Here is a 22,246-nt window from a genome sequence, read left to right on the forward strand (position 1 = left end):
TCACCCTCTCCCCTTTGAGAAGAGGGCCGGGGTGAGGGGAACCTTATCAATTGGCGCTGTAGTTCATCACCACACCGCTCAGGCCAGAGATCTGCTTCAGCTCACCGAGCGAGCCTTTGAGCTTATCCTTAGACGCTTCTGGCCCCACAAGGATACGGGTGATTTTACCCTGCACCGGCGTGGAAGGTGAAGTGTAAACGCGATAACCCGCACTGCGCAGCTTACCCACTACCTCATTGACCTTATCGGCATTTTTCAGCGCACCCAACTGCACAACGTAGGCTTTCCCCGTCGGTGCAGCCTCTTGCTGGGCCGGTTTTGCCGCAGGCGGCGTCTCTGAAGCCGCGGCCAGCTGTTCTGCTGCTTTATCCCGCTGCGGTTTCGGCTGTGTTTTTTCCACCGGCTTCGGCTGCTCTACCGGCACCGGATCGATTTCGATGTTGTTATTCGCCGCCAGACGAGACGGATCGAGGGACGGCGCGGCCGCATCCCCGGCACGCACTTCTTCAGCCGCCCCTTCCGGCGGCTGAGCAGGCAGCGCCTGGGTCGCCGCAGGCAGCATATCCGGTTCGTCGCGATCGCCCGGCTTCGGCACCAGCGGAATGGCTGCAAATTCATCCTGGTAATGCTTTTTCTGCCCGTCGAGCAGACCCGGGAGGATAATCACCCCGAGCGCGACCAGCACAATGGTTCCTGTTAAACGGTTCTGAAACTTACTCGCCACCGGTTCTCCCCGCGTCCATCACTTCCATGACATGTGCCACCGTGTGGAACGAACCACACACCAGCACGGTATCTTCTGGTTTAGCATCCGCCATCGCAGCTTGCCAGGCCTGAGCCACGCTATTGTAGATTGCGCCTTTGCCGAGATGTTCCAGCAACTGCTCGGCCGTCGCACCGCGCGGCCCCTCCAGAGGAGCACAATACCAGCTATCGACCACACTCTCCATGCAGGCCAGCGTACCGCCGATATCTTTATCATGAAGCATACCGATAACCGCCAGCACGCGCCCGGTTTTTGGTAACGATTTGAGACGCGCGGCGAGATACGCCGCAGCATGCGGGTTATGTGCGACATCCAGTATCAGCCGCGGAGCGTCGCTGACAATCTGAAAACGCCCGGGCAGAATCGCATTCTGAATACCGTCGCGGATGGCCTGTTCGCTCACCGCCAGCCCGCTTGCGCGCAGTGCCGCCAGGGCGGTGGCGGCATTAGGTTGCGGTACCTGCGGCAGGGGCAGATTCTCCAGCGTTCCCTGCGCATCGCGATAGCGCCAGCCGTTGTTCTGAACCTCATACTGCCAGTCCACACCCCGGCGCAGCAGGTGAGCGCCCTTCTCTTTCGCCACGTCGGCAATGGTGTGCGGCATATCCGGCTCGCCAACCACCGCGGGCTTATTCGTGCGGAAAATACCGGCCTTCTCACGGCCAATACTTTCGCGATCGGGGCCGAGCCAGTCGGTATGATCCAGGGCAATGCTGGTGACCACCGCCACATCGGCATCCACCATATTGGTGGCATCCAGACGCCCGCCGAGGCCCACTTCCAGAATCACCACGTCCAGCTGCGCCTGTTTAAACAGCCACAGCGCCGACAGAGTGCCGTATTCGAAATAGGTTAATGAAATCTCACCGCGCGCCGCTTCAATTTCTGCGAACGACGCCGTATGCGCAGACTCTGGCAGTTCGCTGTTTTGCATGCGAACCCGCTCGGTATAACGTACCAGGTGCGGAGAGCTGTAGACACCAACCTTGTAACCGGCAGCCATCAGGACAGCTTCAAGCGTACGGCAGGTGGTGCCTTTACCGTTGGTTCCGGCGACGGTAAAAACAAACGGCGCAGGTTTCAGCACATCGAGACGCGCAGCAACCTGGCTTACGCGTTCAAGCCCCATATCAATGGTTTTACTGTGCAGGTTTTCCAGATAAGAAAGCCACGTGGCCAGGGGCGACGTGGCTTGGGGAATGCTTTTATTTTCCATGATGCCCGGTTGTCATTAACAGTTTATAAAGCAAAAGGGCAGCGCCAACCGGCCCTGCCCTTTTCAGTTATCAGGCCTCGGGTTCCTGATCCGGTACTACCACGCCTTCGCGCGGCTCATCCGGGTTCGGCGCCGGCAGATTCATCAGCTTCGCCAGGATGCTCGCCAGTTTCAGGCGCATTTCCGGGCGGCGGACGATCATGTCAATCGCGCCTTTCTCAATGAGGAACTCACTGCGCTGGAAGCCCGGCGGCAGTTTTTCACGTACGGTCTGCTCGATAACGCGAGGACCAGCAAAGCCGATCAGCGCTTTTGGCTCAGCGATGTTCAGATCGCCCAGCATCGCAAAGCTTGCAGAAACGCCACCCATGGTTGGGTCGGTCAGTACAGAGATGTACGGCAGACCGCGCTCCTGCATTTTAGCCAGCGCAGCAGAGGTTTTCGCCATCTGCATCAGGGACATCAGCGCTTCTTGCATACGTGCACCGCCAGAGGCGGAGAAGCAGATCAGCGGGCAGTTGTCTTCCAGCGCCTGCTCAACAGCACGCACAAAGCGCGCACCGACCACGGAACCCATTGAGCCACCCATGAAGGAGAACTCAAACGCGGCGGCCACTACCGGCATCTCGTGCAGGGTGCCTTTCATCACGACCAGCGCGTCTTTCTCGCCGGTCTCTTTCTGTGCAGAGGCCAGGCGATCTTTATATTTTTTGGAATCACGGAACTTGAGCACATCTTTTGGCTCAAGCTCGCTACCCAGTTCTACCAGAGAACCTTCGTCCAGCAGGCTGTGCAGGCGATTACGCGCCGTCATGCGCATGTGGTGGTCACACTTCGGACACACCTCAAGATTGCGTTCCAGCTCTGCGCGATACAGAACCTGACCACAGCTATCACACTTCGTCCATACCCCTTCAGGAATGCTCGCTTTACGCGTTGGGGTAATGTTGCTTTTAATTCGTTCAATCCAGCTCATTGATAACCTTTCTGCCTGAACCTGGTCGTATGCCAGTTTTGCTGTAAGAGGCGAATAATGCCATTTTTGCCTCCAACAGACCATGAATGTTGCACATTAAAACATAACAGCCCGAAACTTTGGATAAAAAAGTGGTCGAACCGCCTGCGTGCATTTACTTCGCTTGCTTTGCTGCCGCGCGCTTGTGACGAATAATTTCGATAACACCCGGTAAAACAGAAAGCACAATAATCGCTACAATCAGTAACTTAAGGTTTTCCTGAACTACAGGGAGATCGCCAAACAGGTAGCCTGCATAGGTAAAGAGCAGCACCCACAGCAGCGCGCCAATGACGTTGTATGCCGCAAAATGACGATAGGACATGTGCCCCATTCCCGCCACAAATGGCGCAAATGTACGCACAATAGGCACAAAACGCGCAAGGATAATAGTTTTTCCACCGTGGCGCTCATAAAACGCATGGGTTTTATCTAAATAGCTACGACGGAATATTTTTGAGTCCGGATTGCTGAATAAGCGCTCACCGAAGACCCGTCCAATGGTGTAGTTGACCGCGTCACCGACAATTGCGGCGATCACCATCAGCACCACCATTATGTGCACATTCAAATCGTTGCCAGGCAGCGCAGATAACGCCCCCGCGACGAACAGCAGCGAATCCCCCGGTAGAAACGGCGTGACTACCAGACCGGTTTCACAGAACAGAATGAGGAACAGAATGGCATACACCCAGACGCCATACTGCGCGACCAGCTCCGCTAGGTGAACATCAATATGCAGAATGAAATCAATCAGAAAACGTATTACGTCCATATTGTCTAAGCCTTAATTGCACCTTTGTTTAGTCCGCCAGGAACAGCGGGCCCATTGGCGGTTTTGGCAGGTCAAACCGGTCCGGATAGTCCACCGAGACCAGATACAGCCCTTCCGCTTTCGCCGTTGCTGCCGCAAGCGTTCTGTCCTTCGCTGCCAGCAGTTCTGCAATCCAGCTCTCCGGCTGGTGTCCGGCGCCCACTTCCATCAAGCTGCCCACAATATTCCGCACCATATGATGTACAAAGGCATTGGCTTTGATATCCACCACCACATACGCGCCAAAACGGCTGACGTTTATGTGCATGACGTTACGCCACGGCGTGCGGGACTGACACTGCACCGCACGAAACGAGGTAAAGTCATTTTCACCAATCAGACACTGCGCCGCACGATGCATACGTTCTGCATCCAGCGGTTCATAAAAATGCGTCACGCCCTGGCTTAACACCGCCGGACGAAGACGCTGATTGTAGATGACATAGCGATAACGGCGCGCAGTGGCGCTGAAACGCGCATGAAAATCATCCGGCACAGCTTTCACCCAGCGCACCGCAATGTCACCAGGTAAATTCGCATTTACACCCAACGTCCAGGCAGCGTCCTTGCGCACGGCGGTGGTTTCAAAGTGAACCACCTGCCCCGTTCCGTGGACACCGGCGTCAGTGCGTCCTGCACACAGGACGTTAATCGGTTCGTTCGCCACCTGAGAGAGCGCTTTCTCCAGTTTTTCCTGGACACTGCGCACCTCATTTTGACGCTGCCAGCCATAATATCTACTGCCGTCGTACTCGATACCGAGGGCGACTTTATGAACCGGCTTTTGTTCCACGTCTGACATCAGTACAGATACTCCTGCACCAGTTTTTCAGCGATTTTGACCGCCATCAGCGCGCCGCCGAAGCGCACGTTATCGGCTACGGACCAGAATTGAACCTGCTCCGGCATACCGTAATCATTCCGTACGCAGCCCACCGAGAGGTGTGCGCTGCCGGTGGCATCGCCAACCTGCGTCGGGAATTCACTCTCTTCGGAGAGCACAATGTCTTCACCGCGGCCGAACGCATCACGCGCTTCTTCTGCGGCCAGCGGACGCAGGGCTTCGAAACCTACCATCTGCGCATGACCGTAAAAGACCGGCGACTGCACGACGTTTGCGGAGATCATCAGCCCCTCGTCCTGCAGAATTTTGCGCGCTTCGTCGACGATACGGCGCTCTTCACGCACGGAGCCTTCACGATCCGGCAGCAGCGGCAACATATTGAATGCCAGCTGACGGCCGAAGAAATCGTCTTCGTCAATCGGGATGCCGTTCAGGAGCTTCGCACTCTGTCCGGCCAGCGCGTCGACGGCCTTTTTGCCTTGCGCAGAAGCGGAAAGCAGGCTGGTCACGGTGATACGCGACAGACCGCCATCGTCGATTAAAGGTTTAAGAGCGGTCAGCAGCTGGCTGGTCAGGCTATTGGGAACCGCAATGATATTGCGGTTACGGTAGTCGGCCAGGACAAACGGGTTCACGTCCGGCACCACCAGCGGGACATCCGGCTCCATCGAGAACAGGCCGCTCAGATCGATCACCAGACAGCCAGAATTCGTCGCGTCTTCAATGTACGACGCGGTGGCTTCAGCACCTGCCGCAAAAAAGGCCAGCTGCGCCTGCGTCCAGTCGAATTCGGCGGCATCCTGAACCATGACGGATTTGCCGCCAAAACGCAGATGCTCACCGGCGCTGTCAGTGCGCGCCAGTGCATAGATATCACCCACCGGGAACTGACGCTCAGCAAGGGTTTCGAGCAGGGCTTCACCCACGGCACCCGTGGCACCTAAAATGGCAATGTTCCAGCCTTCAGACATGGTGGTTTACTCCAGAAATAAAAAAGCGTCCCTGTCGGAGTATCCAACAGGGAGCGTTAAGAAGACATTAATGCGCCGGGTGATGAACGGCGTTAAAACCCAGTTTATGCAGCAGCGTTGCCGCCGCTGCGTCATCGCACATGACATACAGAGAAGACCATTCACGGCGCTCAACGTAATTCTTGCGCAGCTTGTCAAACTCCCCCGGGATCCCCGCCACTTTACGCAGCAGCGCATCATCGCGGCGCACATCATACACCAAATGAACCAGCCTTTTCAGCGTTGCCTGATCGAGCGGGCCATGCAGGGTAATGCGACCAAATTCAGGCGCGGGGAGTAAGGTGTCCAGCGCCACCTGCTGCGGACGGCCAATAAAGGCGCTATAGGCCTCAAAGACCTGGGTTGTACCACGGGCCTTTCCTTCGAGCGTATAACCCGCAATATGCGCGGTTGCAACGTCGACCTTGTTCAGCAGCGCAACGTTGAGATCGGGCTCCGGCTCCCAGACGTCCAGCACCACGCTGAGATCCTGCCCCTCTTCCAGACATTTCAGCAACGCGGCGTTATCGACGACCGGGCCACGACAGGCATTTATCAGAATAGTGCCAGCCTTCAGACGACGGATCAGCGCCTCGTCAGCAAGATGGAGCGTCTTATAGGCCCCCTCTTTGAAGAGGGGCGTATGGAAGGTGATGACGTCACATGCTTCAACCAGCTCATCCAGGGGGCGGAAGTCGCCTTCATCACCGTTGTCTTTACGCGGCGGGTCGCATAGCAGGGTGCGAATGCCTAACGCCTCAAGGCGTTTTTGCAGGCGTCCTCCCACGTTGCCCACCCCGACAATGCCTACGGTGCGGTCTTTCAGCGCAAAACCGTCGCGCTCTGCCAGCATCAGCAGAGAAGAGAAAACGTATTCCACTACCGCAATGGCGTTACAGCCAGGCGCGGCGGAAAATCCGATCCCCGCCTGCGTAAGCCACTTGTCATCCACATGATCCGTCCCGGCCGTTGCGGTTCCGACGAATTTAATCGCTTTGCCGGAGAGCAACGCCTCATTTACTTTGGTCACCGAGCGCACCATCAGGGCATCGGCATCATCCAGCTCGTTTACCGGAATGGGTCGACCAGGGACAGCCTTAACATTACCAAGGCGGCTAAAGAGCTCGCGGGCGTAAGGCATATTTTCATCAACGAGGATTTTCACGTCTGAGTACCTGTTTGAGAGGAAGAAAACCTGCCAAGTGTGCCATAATCTGGCCGCCAGGCATATATGCATGCCGGGTTTACGCTGAGTTTTGACTTTAAGGATTTTTGACGATGCAGCCTATTTCAGGTACGCCACCACGCCCTCCGGGTGAAGGCCCTGTCACGCCAAACGTTGCAGGTGAACAACCGCTTTCCACGCAACAGCGCACCGTGCTGGAGCGCCTGATCACGCGCCTGATCGCGCTCACTTCACAGCAAAATGCGGAAGTCTGGGCCGGGGTAAAGCATGATTTAGGCGTCCGGAACGATGCACCGTTGCAGTCGCGCCACTTCCCTGCGGCCGAGCAAAATCTGAATCAGCGTATTACCACCGCACAGCAAAATCACACCACTCGCCAGATAGTTGCACAACTGACCGAGCTGTTGGGCCAGGGCAACAACCGTCAGGCAGTCAGTGATTTCATTCGCCAGCAGTTTGGCCAGACCGCCCTGAGCCAGCTAACGCCAGACCAGTTGAAAACCGTGCTGACGCTGCTGCAAACCAATCAGCTGACCATTCCGCAACCGCAACAGCGTCCGTCAACCGAGCGTCCGCTGCTGCCTGCTGAACACAATACGTTGAACCAGATGGTGACCAGGCTGGCCGCCGCCACCGGCGAATCAACAAAGCTTATCTGGCAGTCGATGCTCGAGCTTTCCGGCGTGAAGGCGGGTGAGCTGATCCCGGCCAAACAGTTTACGCATCTGGTCACCTGGCTACAGGCTCGCCAGACGCTGAGCACCCAAAGTACCCCTACCCTGCATACGCTACAGGCGGCACTGAAGCAGCCGCTGGAGCCGCATGAATTTGAGGTGATTCGGGATTACGCCCAGCAGACCTGGCAGGCCACGCCGCAAACGGTACTGACCACCGCGCAGGTGCAAGATTTGCTGAATCAGATCTTTATTCGCCGCGCCGAGCGCGAAGGCGGCGTGCCGGAAGTCAGGGATATTCAACCGATCTATAGCCCGCTGTTTGCGCCGGTGGTGGAGACCTTCAGAACCCTCTCTGCGCGTCCGGGATTACTGTTTATTGCGTTACTGATTGCGCTGGCAATTTTCTGGCTGGTTGCCTGATGTTTTGCCCGGTGGCGCTGCGCTTACCGGGCCTACAACGACCCGAACCGTAGGCCGGGTAAGGCGAAGCCGCCATCCGGCGACAACGGCTCAAGGCCTGCGAAACGCCACCAGCGTCACCACGATCCCAACAACGGCTGAAACCGCACCTGCCAGGAAGACGGACGGATAGCCAAATGACGTGGCCAGGAGCCCCGCCAGCGGTCCGGTGACACCGTATGAGATGTCCTGAAACGCCGCATAACCGCCCAGCGCCGTACCGCGCACCTGTGGCGCGACGCGTTTTACCACCTCAACCCCCAGCGCCGGGAAGATCAGGGAACAGCCGCAGCCGGTCAGTGCCGCTCCGAGAAGGGCAACGGAGGCCACAGGGGCATACCACAGCAGCAGCAAACCGAGGGTCTCAATCACCAGCGACGCCACGGCCACCTTCACGCCACCAAAGCGATCCGGCATCCAGCCGAACAGCACGCGCATCAGGACAAACGCGCCACCAAAGGCGGTTAGCGTAAAGCCCGCCATCGCCCAGCCGCGGCTCATAAAGTACAGCGAAACGAATGTCCCAATCACCGCGAAGCCCACGCCCTGTAGCGCCAGCCCCAGCCCCGGCTGCCAGATTTGACCTATTACGCTCCACAGGGAAGGACGCTCACCTTTATGGGCAGGTACTTTGCGCACCGAGCCGTTAAATGCCCATGCCAGCAGCGGTAACAGCATGGTGGTGGCCGCCAGCGCGGCAAAACCGAACTGGCTGTGGATCAACAGCCCCAGCGGCGCACCTGCCGCGAGTGCGCCATAGATGGCCATACCGTTCCAGGACATCACTTTGCCCGAGCGCGCAGGACCTACCAGCCCCATTCCCCAGGTCAGGGTACCGGTCAGCAGCTGGCTTTCACCAAAGCCGAGAATTAAACGTCCCACCACCAGCAGGGCAAATTTATACGCTGCGTCGACCGGCAGAAGCGCGGCAAGTAGCCACGCTGCGCCCGCCAGCCCGCAGGCAAACATGCCCTGCAGCGCTGAGCGTTTGGCACCGTGCTGGTCCGCCAGACGCCCGGCGTAGCCGCGGGTTAATACGGTAGCTAAAAACTGAATACCCACGGCGATGCCAACCAGGGTATTGCCGTAGCCCAGCTCCTGGTGAACAAACAGCGGGATAACTGGCAGCGGCAGGCCAACGGTCATGTAGGTCAGAAATACCGCAAAGGCGATACGGAAAAGGGAAAGGTTCCCGGAAGGGGTACTCTTCTCAGGGATAACGGCCTTCATGCGTAACTCCGTGTTCAGGCATAAAAAAAGGGAGCCTCGCGGCTCCCTTCTACTATACCTTCAAACGCTTACGCTTTCAGCTTGCGCATCACCAGCGTGGCGTTGGTGCCGCCAAAACCGAAGCTGTTGGACATTACGGTCGTCAGCTCACGTTCGGTGGTTTCGGTCACGATGTTCAGGCCCGCTGCCTGCTCGTCCATCTCTTCGATGTTGATGCTTGGCGCGATAAAGCCATTTTCCAGCATCAGCAGAGAGTAGATTGCTTCCTGCACGCCAGCTGCACCCAGAGAGTGACCGGTCATGGCTTTGGTCGCGGAGATTGCCGGGCTGTTGTCGCCGAAGACTTCACGGATCGCACCCAGTTCTTTCACATCGCCTACCGGCGTAGAAGTCCCGTGGGAGTTCAGGTAGTCGATTGGAGTATCAACGCCGTGCATCGCCATCTTCATGCAGCGCACCGCGCCTTCGCCGGATGGAGCAACCATGTCAGCGCCGTCAGACGTTGCACCGTAGCCCACGATCTCAGCGTAGATGTGCGCGCCACGTGCCAGAGCGTGTTCCAGCTCTTCAACCACAACCATACCGCCGCCGCCTGCGATAACAAAACCGTCACGGTGCGCATCATAGGTACGGGATGCTTTAGCCGGGGTTTCATTGTATTTGGTAGACAGGGCACCCATTGCGTCGAATTCACAAGCCATTTCCCAGCCCAGCTCTTCGCCGCCGCCAGCAAATACGATGTCCTGTTTACCCAGTTGGATCTGCTCAACAGCATTACCGATGCAGTGTGCGGACGTCGCACATGCAGAGCTGATGGAGTAGTTCACACCGTGAATTTTGAATGGGGTTGCCAGGCACGCGGAGACCGCAGAACCCATGGCTTTGGTTACCACGTACGGACCTACTGCTTTCAGACCACGCGGGCTACGCATGGCGTCAGCACCGAATACCTGCGCTTTGGATGAACCACCGGAACCGGCAATCAGACCCACGCGCGGGTTGTTCTGGTAAACCTCTTCGCTCAGGCCAGAATCTTTGATCGCTTCCTGCATGGAGAGATAAGCATAAATAGAGGCATCGTTCATGAAACGAACCACTTTACGGTCAATCAAACCGGTGGTGTCCAGTTTGACGTTACCCCATACGTGGCTACGCATACCTGAATCTTTAAACTCTTCAGAGAAAGTGATCCCGGAGCGTCCTTCACGCAGAGATGCCAGGACTTCCTGCTGGTTATTACCGATGCTGGAAACAATGCCCAGGCCAGTAATCACTGCACGTTTCATTCAATACCTCTGTAAGTCGCACTATAGTAAGTTTCGAGTCGCACAATAGCGTACACTTGTACGCCGAACAAGTCCGATCAGACATTTTCTGCGGAAATTTGCACCGATGGACTCACATCGTTAAGATCGTGCCACTGCCTGTCAGACGAGTAACTTACGTGAAACAAAACGCTATACAACCCGCCAACCTCGAATTCAACGCTGAGGGTACACCTGTTTCCCGAGATTTTGATGACGTCTATTTTTCTAATGATAACGGACTGGAAGAAACCCGCTATGTTTTCCTCGACGGAAATCAGCTCAGCGCACGCTTTCCCGCCCATCCGCGCAGTCTGTTTGTCGTCGCAGAGAGCGGGTTCGGTACCGGCCTGAATTTTCTGACCCTCTGGCAGGCTTTCGACCAGTTTCACGCTGCCCATCCTGAGGGTACGCTACAAAGATTACATTTCATCAGTTTCGAAAAATTTCCACTCACCGCGCACGACCTGCACCTGGCGCACCAGCGCTGGCCGGAGCTTGCCCCTTGGGCTGAACAGCTTCAGGCGCAGTGGCCGCCCGCCATCGGCGGTTGCCATCGTCTGCTGCTGGACGGTGGACGCGTCACGCTGGACTTATGGCTCGGCGATATCAACGAACTGACCGATAAGCTTGATGATTCAATGAACCAGAAGGTGGACGCGTGGTTCCTTGACGGGTTTGCGCCAGCCAAAAACCCGGAGATGTGGAGTCAGCATCTGTTTAGCGCCATGGCGCGTCTGGCGCGGCCTGGCGCAACGCTCGCGACCTTTACCTCGGCGGGGTTTGTCCGCCGCGGCTTACAGGAAGCAGGCTTTACGATGCGAAAAACCAAAGGGTTTGGCCGCAAGCGCGACATGCTGGTCGGGACGATGGAGCAGACGCTGGCGATCCCCGCCCGGGCGCCCTGGTTTGCACGCCGCGCCAGCGCCTCCCGTGAGGTGGCGATAATCGGCGGAGGGATTGCCAGCGCACTGCTTTCGCTCGCGCTTTTACACCGTGGCTGGCAGGTGACGCTCTACTGTGCTGACCCGGCTCCGGCAAACGGCGCCTCCGGCAACCGTCAGGGAGCCCTTTATCCGCTTTTAAGCGCGCACGACCCGGCGCTGTTCCAGTTTTTCCCCGCGGCCTTTACCTTTGCCCGTCGCGTATACGACACTCTTCCGGTGGCATTCGACCATGACTGGTGCGGCGTGACGCAGCTCGGCTGGGATGAAAAGAGCCAGCAAAAAATCGCGCAGATGCTGTCGCTGGGCCTGCCGGAAGAGATTGCCCGCGCGGTAAGTGCGAAAACGGTGACAGACACCACCGGCGTTGAGACGGGCTGCGGCGGTATTCAGTATCCGCTCGGCGGCTGGCTGTGCCCTGCCGAATTGACCACTGCGGCGATTACCCTGGCACAGTCACGCGGGCTGACGGTGCATTATGCTCATAAGGTTGCATCGCTTAGCCGGACAGCCCACTGGACCCTGCGCTTTGCCGATGGCAAAGAGGCCACGCATGCCAGCGTTGTGCTGGCAAACGGACATCACATCAATCAGTTTGTCCAGACAGAGACATTGCCCGTTTATCCGGTTGGCGGCCAGGTGAGCCATATTCCGACCGCGCCTGCACTGAGCCAACTACGCCAGGTGCTGTGCTATGACGGCTACCTGACGCCGCAAAATCCGTCTAATGCTCATCACTGCATTGGTGCCAGTTACCATCGCGGTGAAACAGACACGCATTACCGCGAGGAGGATCAGCAGCAAAACCGCCAGCGCCTGATTGACTGCTTCCCGGACGCGGCGTGGGCGAGAGAGGTTGACGTCAGCGAGGGCGAAGCGCGCTGCGGCGTACGCTGCGCCACCCGCGATCATCTGCCCATGGCGGGAAATGTACCGGACTATGAGGCAACGCTTGAGGCGTATCAGGATCTGGCTGAACACAAGGAGACGGCTGTGGTCTCACCGGTTCATCCGGAGCTGTTTATGCTGGGCGGACTAGGATCGCGCGGGTTATGTTCTGCACCGCTGCTGGCTGAGGCGTTAGCGGCGCAAATGAGCGATGAGCCCATTCCGCTGGACAGCACCACGCTCGCAGGGCTGAATCCGAATCGTTTGTGGGTGCGGAAATTGCTGAAGGGGAAGCAGGTTAAATAGGGTGCCCTCTCCCACCGGGAGAGGGAGGTGAAACGCTTACTTCGCTTTCGCCTGCTGGAACAGGTTGTCCCACATACCCAGCACCAGAGACTGGTCGCGGGGAGAAAGCTCGCCCGCCTGGATGGCTTTTTCCAGACTGCGGCTCACTTCATCATGAATGGCCTCGGCAGAGTGATCGTCCCCGGCTTCCAGCTCGGCAACGGCCAGCGTCAGGTGACCACGCAGATAACCGCTGGCGAACAGCTCATCATCACTGGCGTGTTCCACCATGTCATCAATTAACGCCAGAATGCGTGATTCAAATTCTGCGATCATCTTCTTTCCTCTGTTAAAGATCTTCCGGCCACGGGAAGCATTCCGCCGTGATCTCCGGCGTATGGTAATAATTCTGTAAAGCCTTGATCAGGCGTGCCGGGCGTTCCGGGATGCCTTTCTCAAGATACTCCATCACCTGCGCATGTACGCGGCGCTGGAAGAGAATACGGTCTGGCTCGAAATCCCCTTCGAGATTGTCACAGCTGACGTTGAACGGGAAACCCGCCGCCACGCAGAACAGCCACTCCAGCGCCTGCGGTTTGACTTCCACATCTTCAAACTGACCCTGCGTGGCCGCGTCACGTCCGTCCGGACAGTACCAGTAACCAAAGTCCACCAGCTCGCGACGCGCTTTTCCCGCAATGCACCAGTGTGAAATCTCATGCAGGCCACTGGCGTAAAAACCATGCGCAAACACGATGCGGTTATAGGGCACCTCTGCATCAGCAGGAAGATAGATCGGTTCGTCGTCGCCTTTAATCAGACGGGTATTAAAATCATCAGCAAAACAGCCGTCAAAAATCTCAATCAGCTGTTCATAGTTATGCGTACTGTTCATGCATTCATCCCCAGCCAGGTGAGGATCTCCTGTCCATGGCTGTCATAAAGAAGCTTGGCGCTCATCACCGCCGAGACGATGACGATCATCGGGCGAATCAGCTTCTGTCCTTTGCTTAATACCAGACGCGAGCCCGCGCGCGCGCCTAAAAACTGCCCCGCCATCATCACAAACCCGGTTGCCCAGATAACCTTGCCGCCGATGATAAACAGCAGCAGGCCGCCGACGTTCGAGGTGGCATTCAGCACTTTAGCGTGGGCGGTAGATTTGGCGAGGTTAAATCCGGCCAGCGTGACAAACGCCAGGGCATAGAACGACCCGGCGCCTGGGCCAAAGAAGCCATCGTAAAACCCGACGCAGCCGCCTGCGATAAGCGCGAACGGCAGACCATGCAGCCGACGCTGCCTGTCCTCTTCACCAAGCTTAGGCATCAGCAGAAAGTAGAGGCCAATACAGATGACCAGCACCGGCAGGATCTGACGCAGAATGTCAGACTGTACATGCTGAACCAACAGCGCACCGGAGGTTGAGCCGATGAAGGTCATCAGAATATTGAGCTTCTGGTCGGCAAGATTAACCACCTTACGGCGAATAAAATAGAGCGACGCGGAAAGGGACCCGCCGCAGGCCTGAAGCTTGTTGGTGGCAAGCGCCTGAGCCGGGCTCATGCCCGCCGCCAGCAGCGCCGGAACGGTAAGCAACCCGCCACCGCCCGCGAGGGCATCGATAAAACCGGCCAGCATTGCCACAAAGAACAGCACCACCAGCAGCAGCGGTGACACCATAAACAGGTCGACGAAATTATCCATTAAAGTACATGCTCATCCAGTAGCGCCTGGCAGGAAGGCGGCAACGGAAGCGGTGTCTTCTTCTCAGGCTTAGAGGTTCCAGGTTTTTCCGGTTCAAACCAGCTTTGCAGTTCCGCACCGCAGCCATCGCCTGGCGGTGGTAGCGGCTGATCTTCACATTCCAGACTGTTTGCCGGGCAGCGCAGACGTACGTGCATATGCGCACGATGCTGGAACCACGGACGCACTTTGCGCAGCCAGTCGCGATCGGTTCCCTCATCCAGGCAGAGCTGCTGCTTGATGGCCGGGTTAACGAAGATCCGCGTGACCTCGTTGTCCTTCGCTGCCAGCTTAATCAGGCTGAAAACATCCGGTGTCCACAGCGATGGCACAACGCTTTTGCCGTCGCGCGCCACCAGATCCAGCGCCTGCGGCTTCAGCAGTTGGGCCGAGGTCCAGCGCGTTTTAGGCAACTGCAGGAAAATATCCACATCCAGCCCGGTCTGGTGACTGGCGTGCCCACCGTTGAAACGACCGCCAGCAGGCATACCCATATCGCCAATCAGCATCGTACCCAGCCCCAGGTTATGCACCTGGTTGCCCAGACGCTGGATAAACAGCACCAGATCCGGGTGGCCGAAGTAACGACGCTGGTCGGTACGCATCACCTGATAAGTATCCGACTGCAGAGGAAGTCCCTGCGCACCAACGATACAGCCATTGGAGAACGCACCAATCGACTGCGCGCTTCCCGCCACCGGGTGAGTGATTTTTTGCCATGGCGTGGCGGCCAGACTGGCCCCACTGGCGAGTAGCGCCAGCAGAGCAATTGCGGTTTTTTTCATAGTTACCAGCGTGGAATGGTGGTCGTCACATCCGCATTCTGCGCACGCTGGCGCAGGAAGTGATCCATCAACACGATTGCCAGCATGGCTTCTGCGATTGGCACCGCGCGGATCCCGACACACGGATCGTGACGTCCTTTGGTGATCATCTCAACTTCTTCACCAGAGCGGTTAATTGTGTGGCCCGGCACGGTAATGCTGGACGTTGGCTTCAGCGCGATATTGGCAATAATCTGCTGCCCGCTGCTGATGCCGCCGAGAATGCCACCCGCATGATTGCTCTGGAAGCCCTCTTTTGTAATTTCGTCACGGTTCTGGCTGCCGCGAAGCTGAACCACGTCAAAACCGTCGCCAATTTCGACGCCCTTCACCGCGTTGATGCTCATCAGCGCGTGGGCAATGTCCGCGTCCAGACGGTCAAATACAGGCTCACCCCAGCCTGGCGGTACGCCGTCAGCCACCACGGTCACTTTTGCACCGATAGAGTCGCCCTCTTTTTTCAGGCCACGCATCAGCTCGTCCAGCGCCTCCAGCTTCTCAACATCAGCACAGAAGAACGGGTTTTGTTCAACCTGCTCCCAGTCTTTAATGGCCAGCGGAATGTCACCCATCTGGGTCAGGCACCCGCGGATCACGATGCCAAATTTCTGCTGCAGGTATTTCTTGGCAATCGCCCCTGCGGCGACGCGCATCGCAGTTTCACGGGCGGAGGAGCGTCCACCGCCGCGATAGTCGCGAAAACCGTACTTTTGTTCGTAGGTGTAGTCAGCGTGGCCCGGACGGAACACATCTTTGATGGCACCGTAGTCCTGAGAACGTTGGTCGGTGTTTTCAATCAGCAGACCAATACTGGTCCCGGTGGTGCGGCCTTCAAAAACGCCTGAGAGAATTTTGACCTGGTCCGGCTCGCGACGCTGCGTGGTGTAGCGAGAGGTGCCCGGACGACGACGGTCAAGGTCGTGCTGTAAATCGGCTTCGGTGAGTTCGATGCCTGGCGGTACGCCGTCAACGATACAGCCCAGTGCCAGCCCGTGCGACTCACCAAAGGTGGTCACGCGGAATATTTGTCCAATACTGTTTCCTGCCATCACGGCTCCGATGTCGTTATTTGTGTGTGAGCGTTGTGAAACGGGCCGAAGCCCGCTGGATTAATCTTTGTAGATGCTGAAATGTTCGCGCGCGTCGAGCAGCTGCGCTTTGGTCAGCATAAAGACGCCGTCACCGCCGTTGTCGAACTCAAGCCAGGTGAACGGCACATCCGGGTACTGCTCTATCAGATGTACCATGCTGTTGCCCACTTCACAAATCAGAACACCGTCGTCGGTCAGATAATCCGGTGCGCAGGCCAGAATGCGGCGGGTCAGCTTCAGGCCGTCAGAACCCGATGCCAGGCCCAATTCTGGCTCGTGACGATATTCGTTCGGCAGATCGGACATATCTTCCGCATCCACGTACGGCGGGTTGGTTACGATCAGATCGTACTGCAGCGTCGGCAGGTCACGGAACAGATCGGAGCGGATAGGCGTGACATGGTGGATAAGCCCGTGTTCTTCGATATTGTGTTCGGTTACCGCCAGCGCGTCGGTGGAGATGTCCACCGCGTCCACCTCCGCTTCCGGGAAGGCATAAGCGCAGGCAATAGCAATACAGCCGCTGCCGGTACACATATCCAGAATGTGCTGCGGTTGACGGTTAATCAGCCCTTCGAAGTGGTTGTTGATCAGCTCACCAATTGGCGAGCGCGGCACCAGCACGCGTTCATCAACATAGAATTCGTGACCGCAGAACCAGGCTTTGTTGGTCAGATAGGCTACCGGAATACGCTCGTTCACGCGGCGGATCACACGCTCAACGATACGGTGCTTTTCGCTGGAGGTCAGACGCGCGGTGCGCATGTCTTCCGGAATATCGAGCGGCAGGTAGAGAGAAGGCAGCACCAGTTGAACAGCTTCATCCCACGGGTTATCCGTACCGTGTCCGTACCAGATATTGGCGGCGCTGAAGCGGCTAACCGACCAGCGCAACATGTCCTGTATGGTATGCAGCTCGTTTACTGCTTCATCGACAAAAATTTTATCCACTCTTTCCTCCAGGGCATGCTCGCATAATTTTCGGCGGCTAGTTTGCCATGAAGACGGCGATAAATCAGCAATGACGCATACCGCTTGAGGTTAAAAAATGCGTTTAGTCGGGTACACTATCGGAAATACGAGATGAGAACGACGAATGAAAAAGAAAACATCGCTCAGCGAGGAGGATCAGGCGCTCTTCCGTCAGCTCATGACCGGGACGCGTCAAATCAAGCAGGACACCATTGTCCACCGGCCGATGCGCAAAAAAGTCAGCGAAGTACCGGTCAAAAGGCTATTGCAGGAGCAGGCGGATAATAGCCACTATTTTTCCGATGAGTTTCAGCCGCTGCTTAACACGCAGGGTGCGGTCAAGTACGTTCGCGAAGATGTCAGCCACTTTGAGCTGAAAAAATTACGCCGGGGAGATTATTCACCCGAGCTGTTTCTCGATTTGCATGGTTTGACGCAGATGCAGGCGAAACAGGAGCTGGGGGCGTTGATTGCCGCCTGTCGCCGCGAACATGTGTTTTGTGCCTGCGTGATGCACGGCCACGGTAAACATGTTCTTAAGCAACAAACGCCGCTGTGGCTGGCTCAGCATCCACACGTGATGGCGTTTCATCAGGCGCCCAAAGAGTACGGCGGAGATGCCGCCTTGCTGGTGTTGATTGAAGTTGAAGAGTGGCAACCGCCAGAACTGCCCTGAAAACATGGCGGGAGGCATAGTTGCTCCCGCCTTATCGCACGTCACCTCAGATTGCTTTCGCCATCCGGAGATTGCATGGACTCATTTGCCAGTTGAAGACCCCTTTGCCGGTTTCGTCGAGGGTGACGTTGGCAATGGCGGAGGTTGTAAACATCGGTGGCGTCTCGCCTGGGCACAGTTCAGATACCAGATAGCCAACCAGTGGCAGGTGGGAAATGACCAGTGCAGAAGCGACACCTTCATTGCACAGCGCCTGCAGGTAGGCACTGACAAGGCCGACATCACCACACGGCGTGAGTTCAGGGAGAACATCCACGCTGGTCGGCAGGTTCATACACTCCCCTACCACATCCAGCGTCTGTTCAGCACGCAGGAACGGACTCACCAGAACGCGTTCAATGTCCACTTTTTGACCTTTAAGCCAGTTCGCCATCTGACGAGATTCGTCGCAGCCGCAGACGGTTAAAGGACGTACTGAGTCACTGGCGGCATCGAGTGCCGCGTCGCCGTGACGCATGATAAAAACTTGCATATTGCACCGCTTTTGTTAACCAGAATCACCGGCGTTAACTACCCGCGATTAATGCTTGAGGTAGAAAACCCGATGGCCGGGCATTGTGCCTGATCCATTCGGTGAATGAAACGCTGTTTTTTACCTCAATGGCGTAAGTATAGTCAATCTCTGTTTACAAAATCGCCAAATCAGATTCATTCACCGCCGGATTTACCCTTCTTTGACCTCAACTTACGAGGACAGTTTCCCTTGCTGGCCAAAATGTCTGGCCCCGTTCCGCCATCTGCAATAATTCGTCACAGGGTGTAAACCGGGGACCATACTGCGTGGCAAGACGTTGCAGAATCGCAACCACTTCACCCGCTCCGAGGGTGTCCATGTAACGGAACGGGCCGCCAAGGAACGGCGGGAAACCAATACCAAATACGGCGCCAATATCGCCATCGCGTGCGCTTTTAATCACCTGCTCGCCAAAACAGCGTGCGGCTTCATTAAGCATCATCATCACACAGCGTTCAGCACACTGAACGGCAGACAGTTTCGCCTGTCCGGTTGTTGGGATAAGCCCATAGACCGAAGGGTCGACCTGTTTCTTGCTTTTACGCCCTTTTGCACCGTAAAGATAGAAACCGCGTTCATTTTTTCTGCCTTTGCGATCGTCCTTCAAAATTGCAGAAACAATGTTTGCAGGCGGGCTAAAACGCTCGCCGTATGCGGCCTCCAGCACAGGTATAATTTTAGTGCCGGTGTCTATTCCTACCTCATCCAAAAGTTGGATGGGCCCAACGGGGAAACCAAACTTGACCAGCGCCTCGTCGACGTGTTCGATCTTCTCCCCTTCCACCAGCAGGCGCATCGCTTCGTTGATATACGGCGCCAGAATGCGGTTGACGTAGAAACCCGCTTTATCCGCCACGACGATCGGGGTTTTGCCCTGCTTTTTCGCCAGTTTCACTACCGTAGAGACAGTCTGCGGGCTGGTTGACGCGTGTGGAATAACTTCAACCAGCGGCATTTTTTCAACCGGACTAAAAAAGTGCAGGCCAATCACCTGCTCAGGACGCGCGGCTTTAGCTGCGATATCACCGATCGGTAATGAAGAGGTATTCGAGGCGAAAATCGTGTGCGGCGCACAATGTTGCTCAACGTCCGCAACCATCTGCTGCTTAAGCGCCAGATCTTCAAACACCGCTTCAATGACCAGATCGCGATGGGCAAAACCACGGTAGTCCGTAGTGCCGCTGATCATGGCCACGGTTTTATCCCGCTCGCTTACCTTGATATGGCGGCGTTTAACCTTCCGATCAAGGTTCTGCCAGCTGTACTGCAGTGCGTGGTTGATCCCTTTCGGGTTGATGTCTTTGATACGTACGGGCAATTTGGCTTTGCTGGCTGTGACAAACGCAATGCCGCCGCCCATCAGACCGCCCCCGAGAACGCCAACGGCGTTGAGCGGCGCAGGTTCAGCGTCACTACCCGGATCTTTTTTAACGTCAGTGCTGGCAAAGAAGATGCTGCGCAACGCCTGCGATTGCGGCGTCATCGCCAGTTCACCAAAGGCTTTTGCCTCCGCGGCATAACCGCTGCTGCTGCCCTGCGACAACCCGGTTTCAATCACCTCAAGAATGCGCTTCGCCGCCGGATAGTTGCCTTTGGTCTTTTGTTCGGTTTTCTTGCCCACCATGCTAAACAGCAGCGCCCGCCCCAGCGGCCCGGCCAGGACGCGCTCACGCACCGGCAGAACACGTCTTGCCTGACGTCCCTTCAGCGCCAGCTCTACGGCGGCTTCCAGCAAAATAGAATGCGGAACGACGTCATCAACCAGCCCCGCTTTCAGCGCCTGACGGGCGCGCAGCTGTTTGCCGGTTAAGATCATTTCCAGCGCTGTACTAACGCCAACCAGCCGCGGCAGACGCTGCGTTCCACCGGAGCCGGGAAGCAGCCCAAGCTGTACTTCCGGCAACCCAAGAACGGTTTTCGCGTCGTCAGTACAAATACGACTGTGACAGGCCAGCGCCAGCTCCAGCCCACCGCCCAGGCATGCACCGTGGATCGCGGCGATCGCCGGGATCGGCAGCGAATGGATCTCCGCCATCACCTGCTGCCCCTGGCGCGCCAGATCTTCCGCCTCCTGCGCGCTTTGCGCCCGGGCGATCATGTTGATATCGGCCCCGGCAATAAAGTTGTCTGGCTTTGCCGAGATAAACACCAGGCCGCGAATCGCTTTGTTCTCGCGGATCTGCTTTAACATCTCGCGCACCTGAACGCCAAATTCCGCCTTCAGGGTATTCATCTTTTCGTCGGGGACATCAATGGTAATCACAGCCACGTTATCGAGGCGAACCGTCAGATTAAATGCAGATGCCATTGCCATTATTCAGCCTCCAGAACCATTGCTGCCCCAAGACCGCCCGCCGCGCAGGCGGTGACGAGGCCAAAACCGCCGCCACGGCGACGTAACTCATGTAATGTTTGGGTGATCATCCTCGCACCCGTCGCCGCAAACGGATGACCGTAGGCGATAGAGCCGCCCAGTACGTTAAATTTGCTTTGATCCACTTCTCCGGTGGCATGGGCGCGGCCAAGCACATCGCGAGCAAAACTTTCGCTGGCCAGTAGCTGGACGTTGGCCAGGGTTTGTGCGGCAAAGGCCTCGTGCATATCAATCAGCGTTAAATCAGCGAGGGTCAACCCTGCGCGATCCAGCGCCAGCGGCGTGGACCAGGCCGGGCCTAACAGCATGTCCTGCCAGACGTCGATCGCCGTAAACGCGTAGCTGCGCAGATAACCGAGCGGGGTAAGGCCAAGCTCTTTGGCTCGCGATTCGGTCATCAGGATCACCGCGGCAGCACCATCCGTCAGCGGAGTACTGTTGGCGGCCGTAACGGTGCCGTGTTTGCGGTCGAATGCCGGACGCAGTCTGGCGTAGTCCGCCAGCGTCGAGGTGCCACGAATGTTGTTATCTTCCACCAGCGGTTCGCGGTAAGGCGGGATATACGCGGTCATCACCTCGTCGTTAAGCTTGCCTTCCGACCAGGCTTTCGCCGCAAGCTGATGGGAACGGTGAGCCAGCGCATCCTGCTGCTCCCGGGTAATGCCGTAGGTTTTGGCCATCTGCTCGGCGGTGTCGCCCATGCGCAGGCCGGTGGAGTATTCAGCCACCGCAGGTGGAACAGGCATCAGGTCACGAAGGCGTAAACGCGAGAAGAGCTTGAGTTTTTGCCCGGTGGTGCGCGCTTTATTTGCATCCACCAGAATGCGGGCCAGCTTTTTACTGACCCCTATCGGCAGCACGGAGGACGAGTCTGCCCCGCCGGCGATCCCGGCGCGGATGGTGCCCGCCATCAGGCTTTCGGCCACGTTTGCCACCGCCTGAAAGCTGGTTGCACACGCACGGCTGACGCTGTAAGCATCCGTATGCACGTTCATTCCGGTGCCAAGGACAATTTCTCGTGCAATGTTCGGGGCTTCTGGCATCTGAACAACCTGGCCAAAAACCAGCTGCTCAATGACGTCAGGCGGTATTTCGCTGCGAGCCAGCATCTCCCCCACCACCATTTTCCCCAGATCGACGGCCGGTATGCCGTGAAACGCTGTCGCCTGACGCGCAAACGGCGTACGCAATCCACTGACAATGGCAATGCGGTCACCTTGTCGGGTGATAAGCGGTAATGCCTGACTCATAACATTCCCCTGTAAAAATTTTTTGCAAACATAAAGTGGTCTGACCTGATAAATAGTCTTAACCATTTTTTTACATTCAGCCAATTGGGGAAACGAAAAAATGC

At 56.9% G+C, this 22,246-nt stretch carries 21 protein-coding genes; 3 read left to right on the forward strand and 18 right to left on the reverse strand.

What is annotated here, in order from left to right; all coding sequences use genetic code 11:
• Positions 1 to 46: 46 nt before the first annotated feature.
• From dedD to pdxB, 7 genes are all read right to left on the reverse strand, one after another.
• The gene (dedD, locus tag EQV24_RS06925; protein ID WP_130626359.1) at positions 47 to 724 is read right to left on the reverse strand and encodes a cell division protein DedD; all 678 of its coding nucleotides are present in this window, start codon (positions 722 to 724) and stop codon (positions 47 to 49) included.
• Positions 714 to 1,982, reverse strand: coding sequence for a bifunctional tetrahydrofolate synthase/dihydrofolate synthase (folC, locus tag EQV24_RS06930; protein ID WP_114518873.1), 1,269 nt, complete (start codon positions 1,980 to 1,982; stop codon positions 714 to 716). Before folC ends, dedD begins: the two co-directional genes overlap by 11 nt.
• 70 nt (positions 1,983 to 2,052) lie before the next feature.
• On the reverse strand, positions 2,053 to 2,958 hold the full coding sequence (gene accD, locus EQV24_RS06935) for an acetyl-CoA carboxylase, carboxyltransferase subunit beta (RefSeq protein WP_013098138.1): 906 nt from the start codon (positions 2,956 to 2,958) through the stop codon (positions 2,053 to 2,055).
• A 154-nt stretch (positions 2,959 to 3,112) separates the two neighbouring features.
• Entirely contained in the window at positions 3,113 to 3,772 is a 660-nt protein-coding gene (locus EQV24_RS06940; protein WP_013098139.1) for a DedA family protein, read from the reverse strand.
• 28 nt (positions 3,773 to 3,800) lie between these two features.
• A complete protein-coding gene (gene truA / locus EQV24_RS06945) occupies positions 3,801 to 4,613 on the reverse strand; it encodes a tRNA pseudouridine(38-40) synthase TruA (RefSeq protein WP_130626360.1) in 813 nt (270 codons plus the stop codon).
• Positions 4,613 to 5,626 (reverse strand): aspartate-semialdehyde dehydrogenase, encoded by a 1,014-nt coding sequence (locus EQV24_RS06950; RefSeq protein ID WP_013098141.1) that lies wholly within the window; start codon positions 5,624 to 5,626, stop codon positions 4,613 to 4,615. Before EQV24_RS06950 ends, truA begins: the two co-directional genes overlap by 1 nt.
• A gap of 67 nt (positions 5,627 to 5,693) precedes the next feature.
• Positions 5,694 to 6,830, reverse strand: coding sequence for a 4-phosphoerythronate dehydrogenase PdxB (gene pdxB / locus EQV24_RS06955; RefSeq protein WP_020690620.1), 1,137 nt, complete (start codon positions 6,828 to 6,830; stop codon positions 5,694 to 5,696).
• 113 nt (positions 6,831 to 6,943) lie between these two features.
• On the opposite strand from pdxB, the gene flk reads away from it, so the two are divergent.
• Positions 6,944 to 7,948, forward strand: coding sequence for a flagella biosynthesis regulator Flk (flk, locus tag EQV24_RS06960; RefSeq protein WP_029881743.1), 1,005 nt, complete (start codon positions 6,944 to 6,946; stop codon positions 7,946 to 7,948).
• A 90-nt stretch (positions 7,949 to 8,038) separates the two neighbouring features.
• Here flk and EQV24_RS06970 read toward each other — a convergent pair whose 3' ends face one another.
• A complete protein-coding gene (locus tag EQV24_RS06970; RefSeq protein WP_047023797.1) occupies positions 8,039 to 9,217 on the reverse strand; it encodes an MFS transporter in 1,179 nt (392 codons plus the stop codon).
• A 68-nt stretch (positions 9,218 to 9,285) separates the two neighbouring features.
• Positions 9,286 to 10,503, reverse strand: coding sequence for a beta-ketoacyl-ACP synthase I (fabB, locus tag EQV24_RS06975; protein ID WP_013098145.1), 1,218 nt, complete (start codon positions 10,501 to 10,503; stop codon positions 9,286 to 9,288).
• Between the two features lie 158 nt (positions 10,504 to 10,661).
• On the opposite strand from fabB, the gene mnmC reads away from it, so the two are divergent.
• Positions 10,662 to 12,659 carry a bifunctional tRNA (5-methylaminomethyl-2-thiouridine)(34)-methyltransferase MnmD/FAD-dependent 5-carboxymethylaminomethyl-2-thiouridine(34) oxidoreductase MnmC gene (gene mnmC, locus EQV24_RS06980; RefSeq protein ID WP_130626361.1) on the forward strand — a complete coding sequence of 666 codons (1,998 nt, stop codon included), beginning with the start codon at positions 10,662 to 10,664 and terminating at the stop codon, positions 12,657 to 12,659.
• A gap of 36 nt (positions 12,660 to 12,695) precedes the next feature.
• Here mnmC and EQV24_RS06985 read toward each other — a convergent pair whose 3' ends face one another.
• The 6 genes from EQV24_RS06985 to prmB are packed head-to-tail and all read right to left on the reverse strand — an operon-like array spanning position 12,696 to position 17,247.
• Complete coding sequence (locus EQV24_RS06985) at positions 12,696 to 12,974, reverse strand: YfcL family protein (RefSeq protein ID WP_013098147.1); 279 nt, start codon at positions 12,972 to 12,974, stop codon at positions 12,696 to 12,698.
• A gap of 13 nt (positions 12,975 to 12,987) precedes the next feature.
• Entirely contained in the window at positions 12,988 to 13,533 is a 546-nt protein-coding gene (locus EQV24_RS06990; protein WP_013098148.1) for an elongation factor P hydroxylase, read from the reverse strand.
• Positions 13,530 to 14,342: a sulfite exporter TauE/SafE family protein gene (locus tag EQV24_RS06995; RefSeq protein ID WP_013098149.1), complete on the reverse strand. Its 813-nt coding sequence runs from the start codon at positions 14,340 to 14,342 to the stop codon at positions 13,530 to 13,532. Before EQV24_RS06995 ends, EQV24_RS06990 begins: the two co-directional genes overlap by 4 nt.
• The gene (gene mepA, locus EQV24_RS07000) at positions 14,342 to 15,166 is read right to left on the reverse strand and encodes a penicillin-insensitive murein endopeptidase (RefSeq protein ID WP_130626362.1); all 825 of its coding nucleotides are present in this window, start codon (positions 15,164 to 15,166) and stop codon (positions 14,342 to 14,344) included. The genes EQV24_RS06995 and mepA overlap by 1 nt, the downstream gene beginning before the upstream one ends.
• Before the next feature lie 2 nt (positions 15,167 to 15,168).
• Positions 15,169 to 16,254: a chorismate synthase gene (gene aroC / locus EQV24_RS07005; protein ID WP_023619788.1), complete on the reverse strand. Its 1,086-nt coding sequence runs from the start codon at positions 16,252 to 16,254 to the stop codon at positions 15,169 to 15,171.
• Between the two features lie 60 nt (positions 16,255 to 16,314).
• On the reverse strand, positions 16,315 to 17,247 hold the full coding sequence (gene prmB, locus EQV24_RS07010; protein ID WP_013098152.1) for a 50S ribosomal protein L3 N(5)-glutamine methyltransferase: 933 nt from the start codon (positions 17,245 to 17,247) through the stop codon (positions 16,315 to 16,317).
• Between the two features lie 145 nt (positions 17,248 to 17,392).
• On the opposite strand from prmB, the gene smrB reads away from it, so the two are divergent.
• Positions 17,393 to 17,944, forward strand: coding sequence for an endonuclease SmrB (smrB, locus tag EQV24_RS07015; RefSeq protein WP_013098153.1), 552 nt, complete (start codon positions 17,393 to 17,395; stop codon positions 17,942 to 17,944).
• Positions 17,945 to 17,990: 46 nt separating this feature from the next.
• Here the strand turns inward: smrB and sixA are convergent, their stop codons facing one another.
• From sixA to fadI, 3 genes are all read right to left on the reverse strand, one after another.
• Positions 17,991 to 18,476, reverse strand: a complete 486-nt coding sequence (sixA, locus tag EQV24_RS07020; RefSeq protein WP_014832802.1) for a phosphohistidine phosphatase SixA — start codon at positions 18,474 to 18,476, stop codon at positions 17,991 to 17,993.
• 208 nt (positions 18,477 to 18,684) lie between these two features.
• Positions 18,685 to 20,832 (reverse strand): fatty acid oxidation complex subunit alpha FadJ, encoded by a 2,148-nt coding sequence (gene fadJ, locus EQV24_RS07025; RefSeq protein ID WP_126850829.1) that lies wholly within the window; start codon positions 20,830 to 20,832, stop codon positions 18,685 to 18,687.
• The gene (fadI, locus tag EQV24_RS07030) at positions 20,832 to 22,142 is read right to left on the reverse strand and encodes an acetyl-CoA C-acyltransferase FadI (protein WP_130626363.1); all 1,311 of its coding nucleotides are present in this window, start codon (positions 22,140 to 22,142) and stop codon (positions 20,832 to 20,834) included. Before fadI ends, fadJ begins: the two co-directional genes overlap by 1 nt.
• Positions 22,143 to 22,246 lie beyond the last annotated feature (104 nt).

Source organism: Enterobacter sp. A8 (assembly GCF_004296595.1).
Taxonomy (GTDB): Bacteria; Pseudomonadota; Gammaproteobacteria; order Enterobacterales; family Enterobacteriaceae; genus Enterobacter; species Enterobacter cloacae.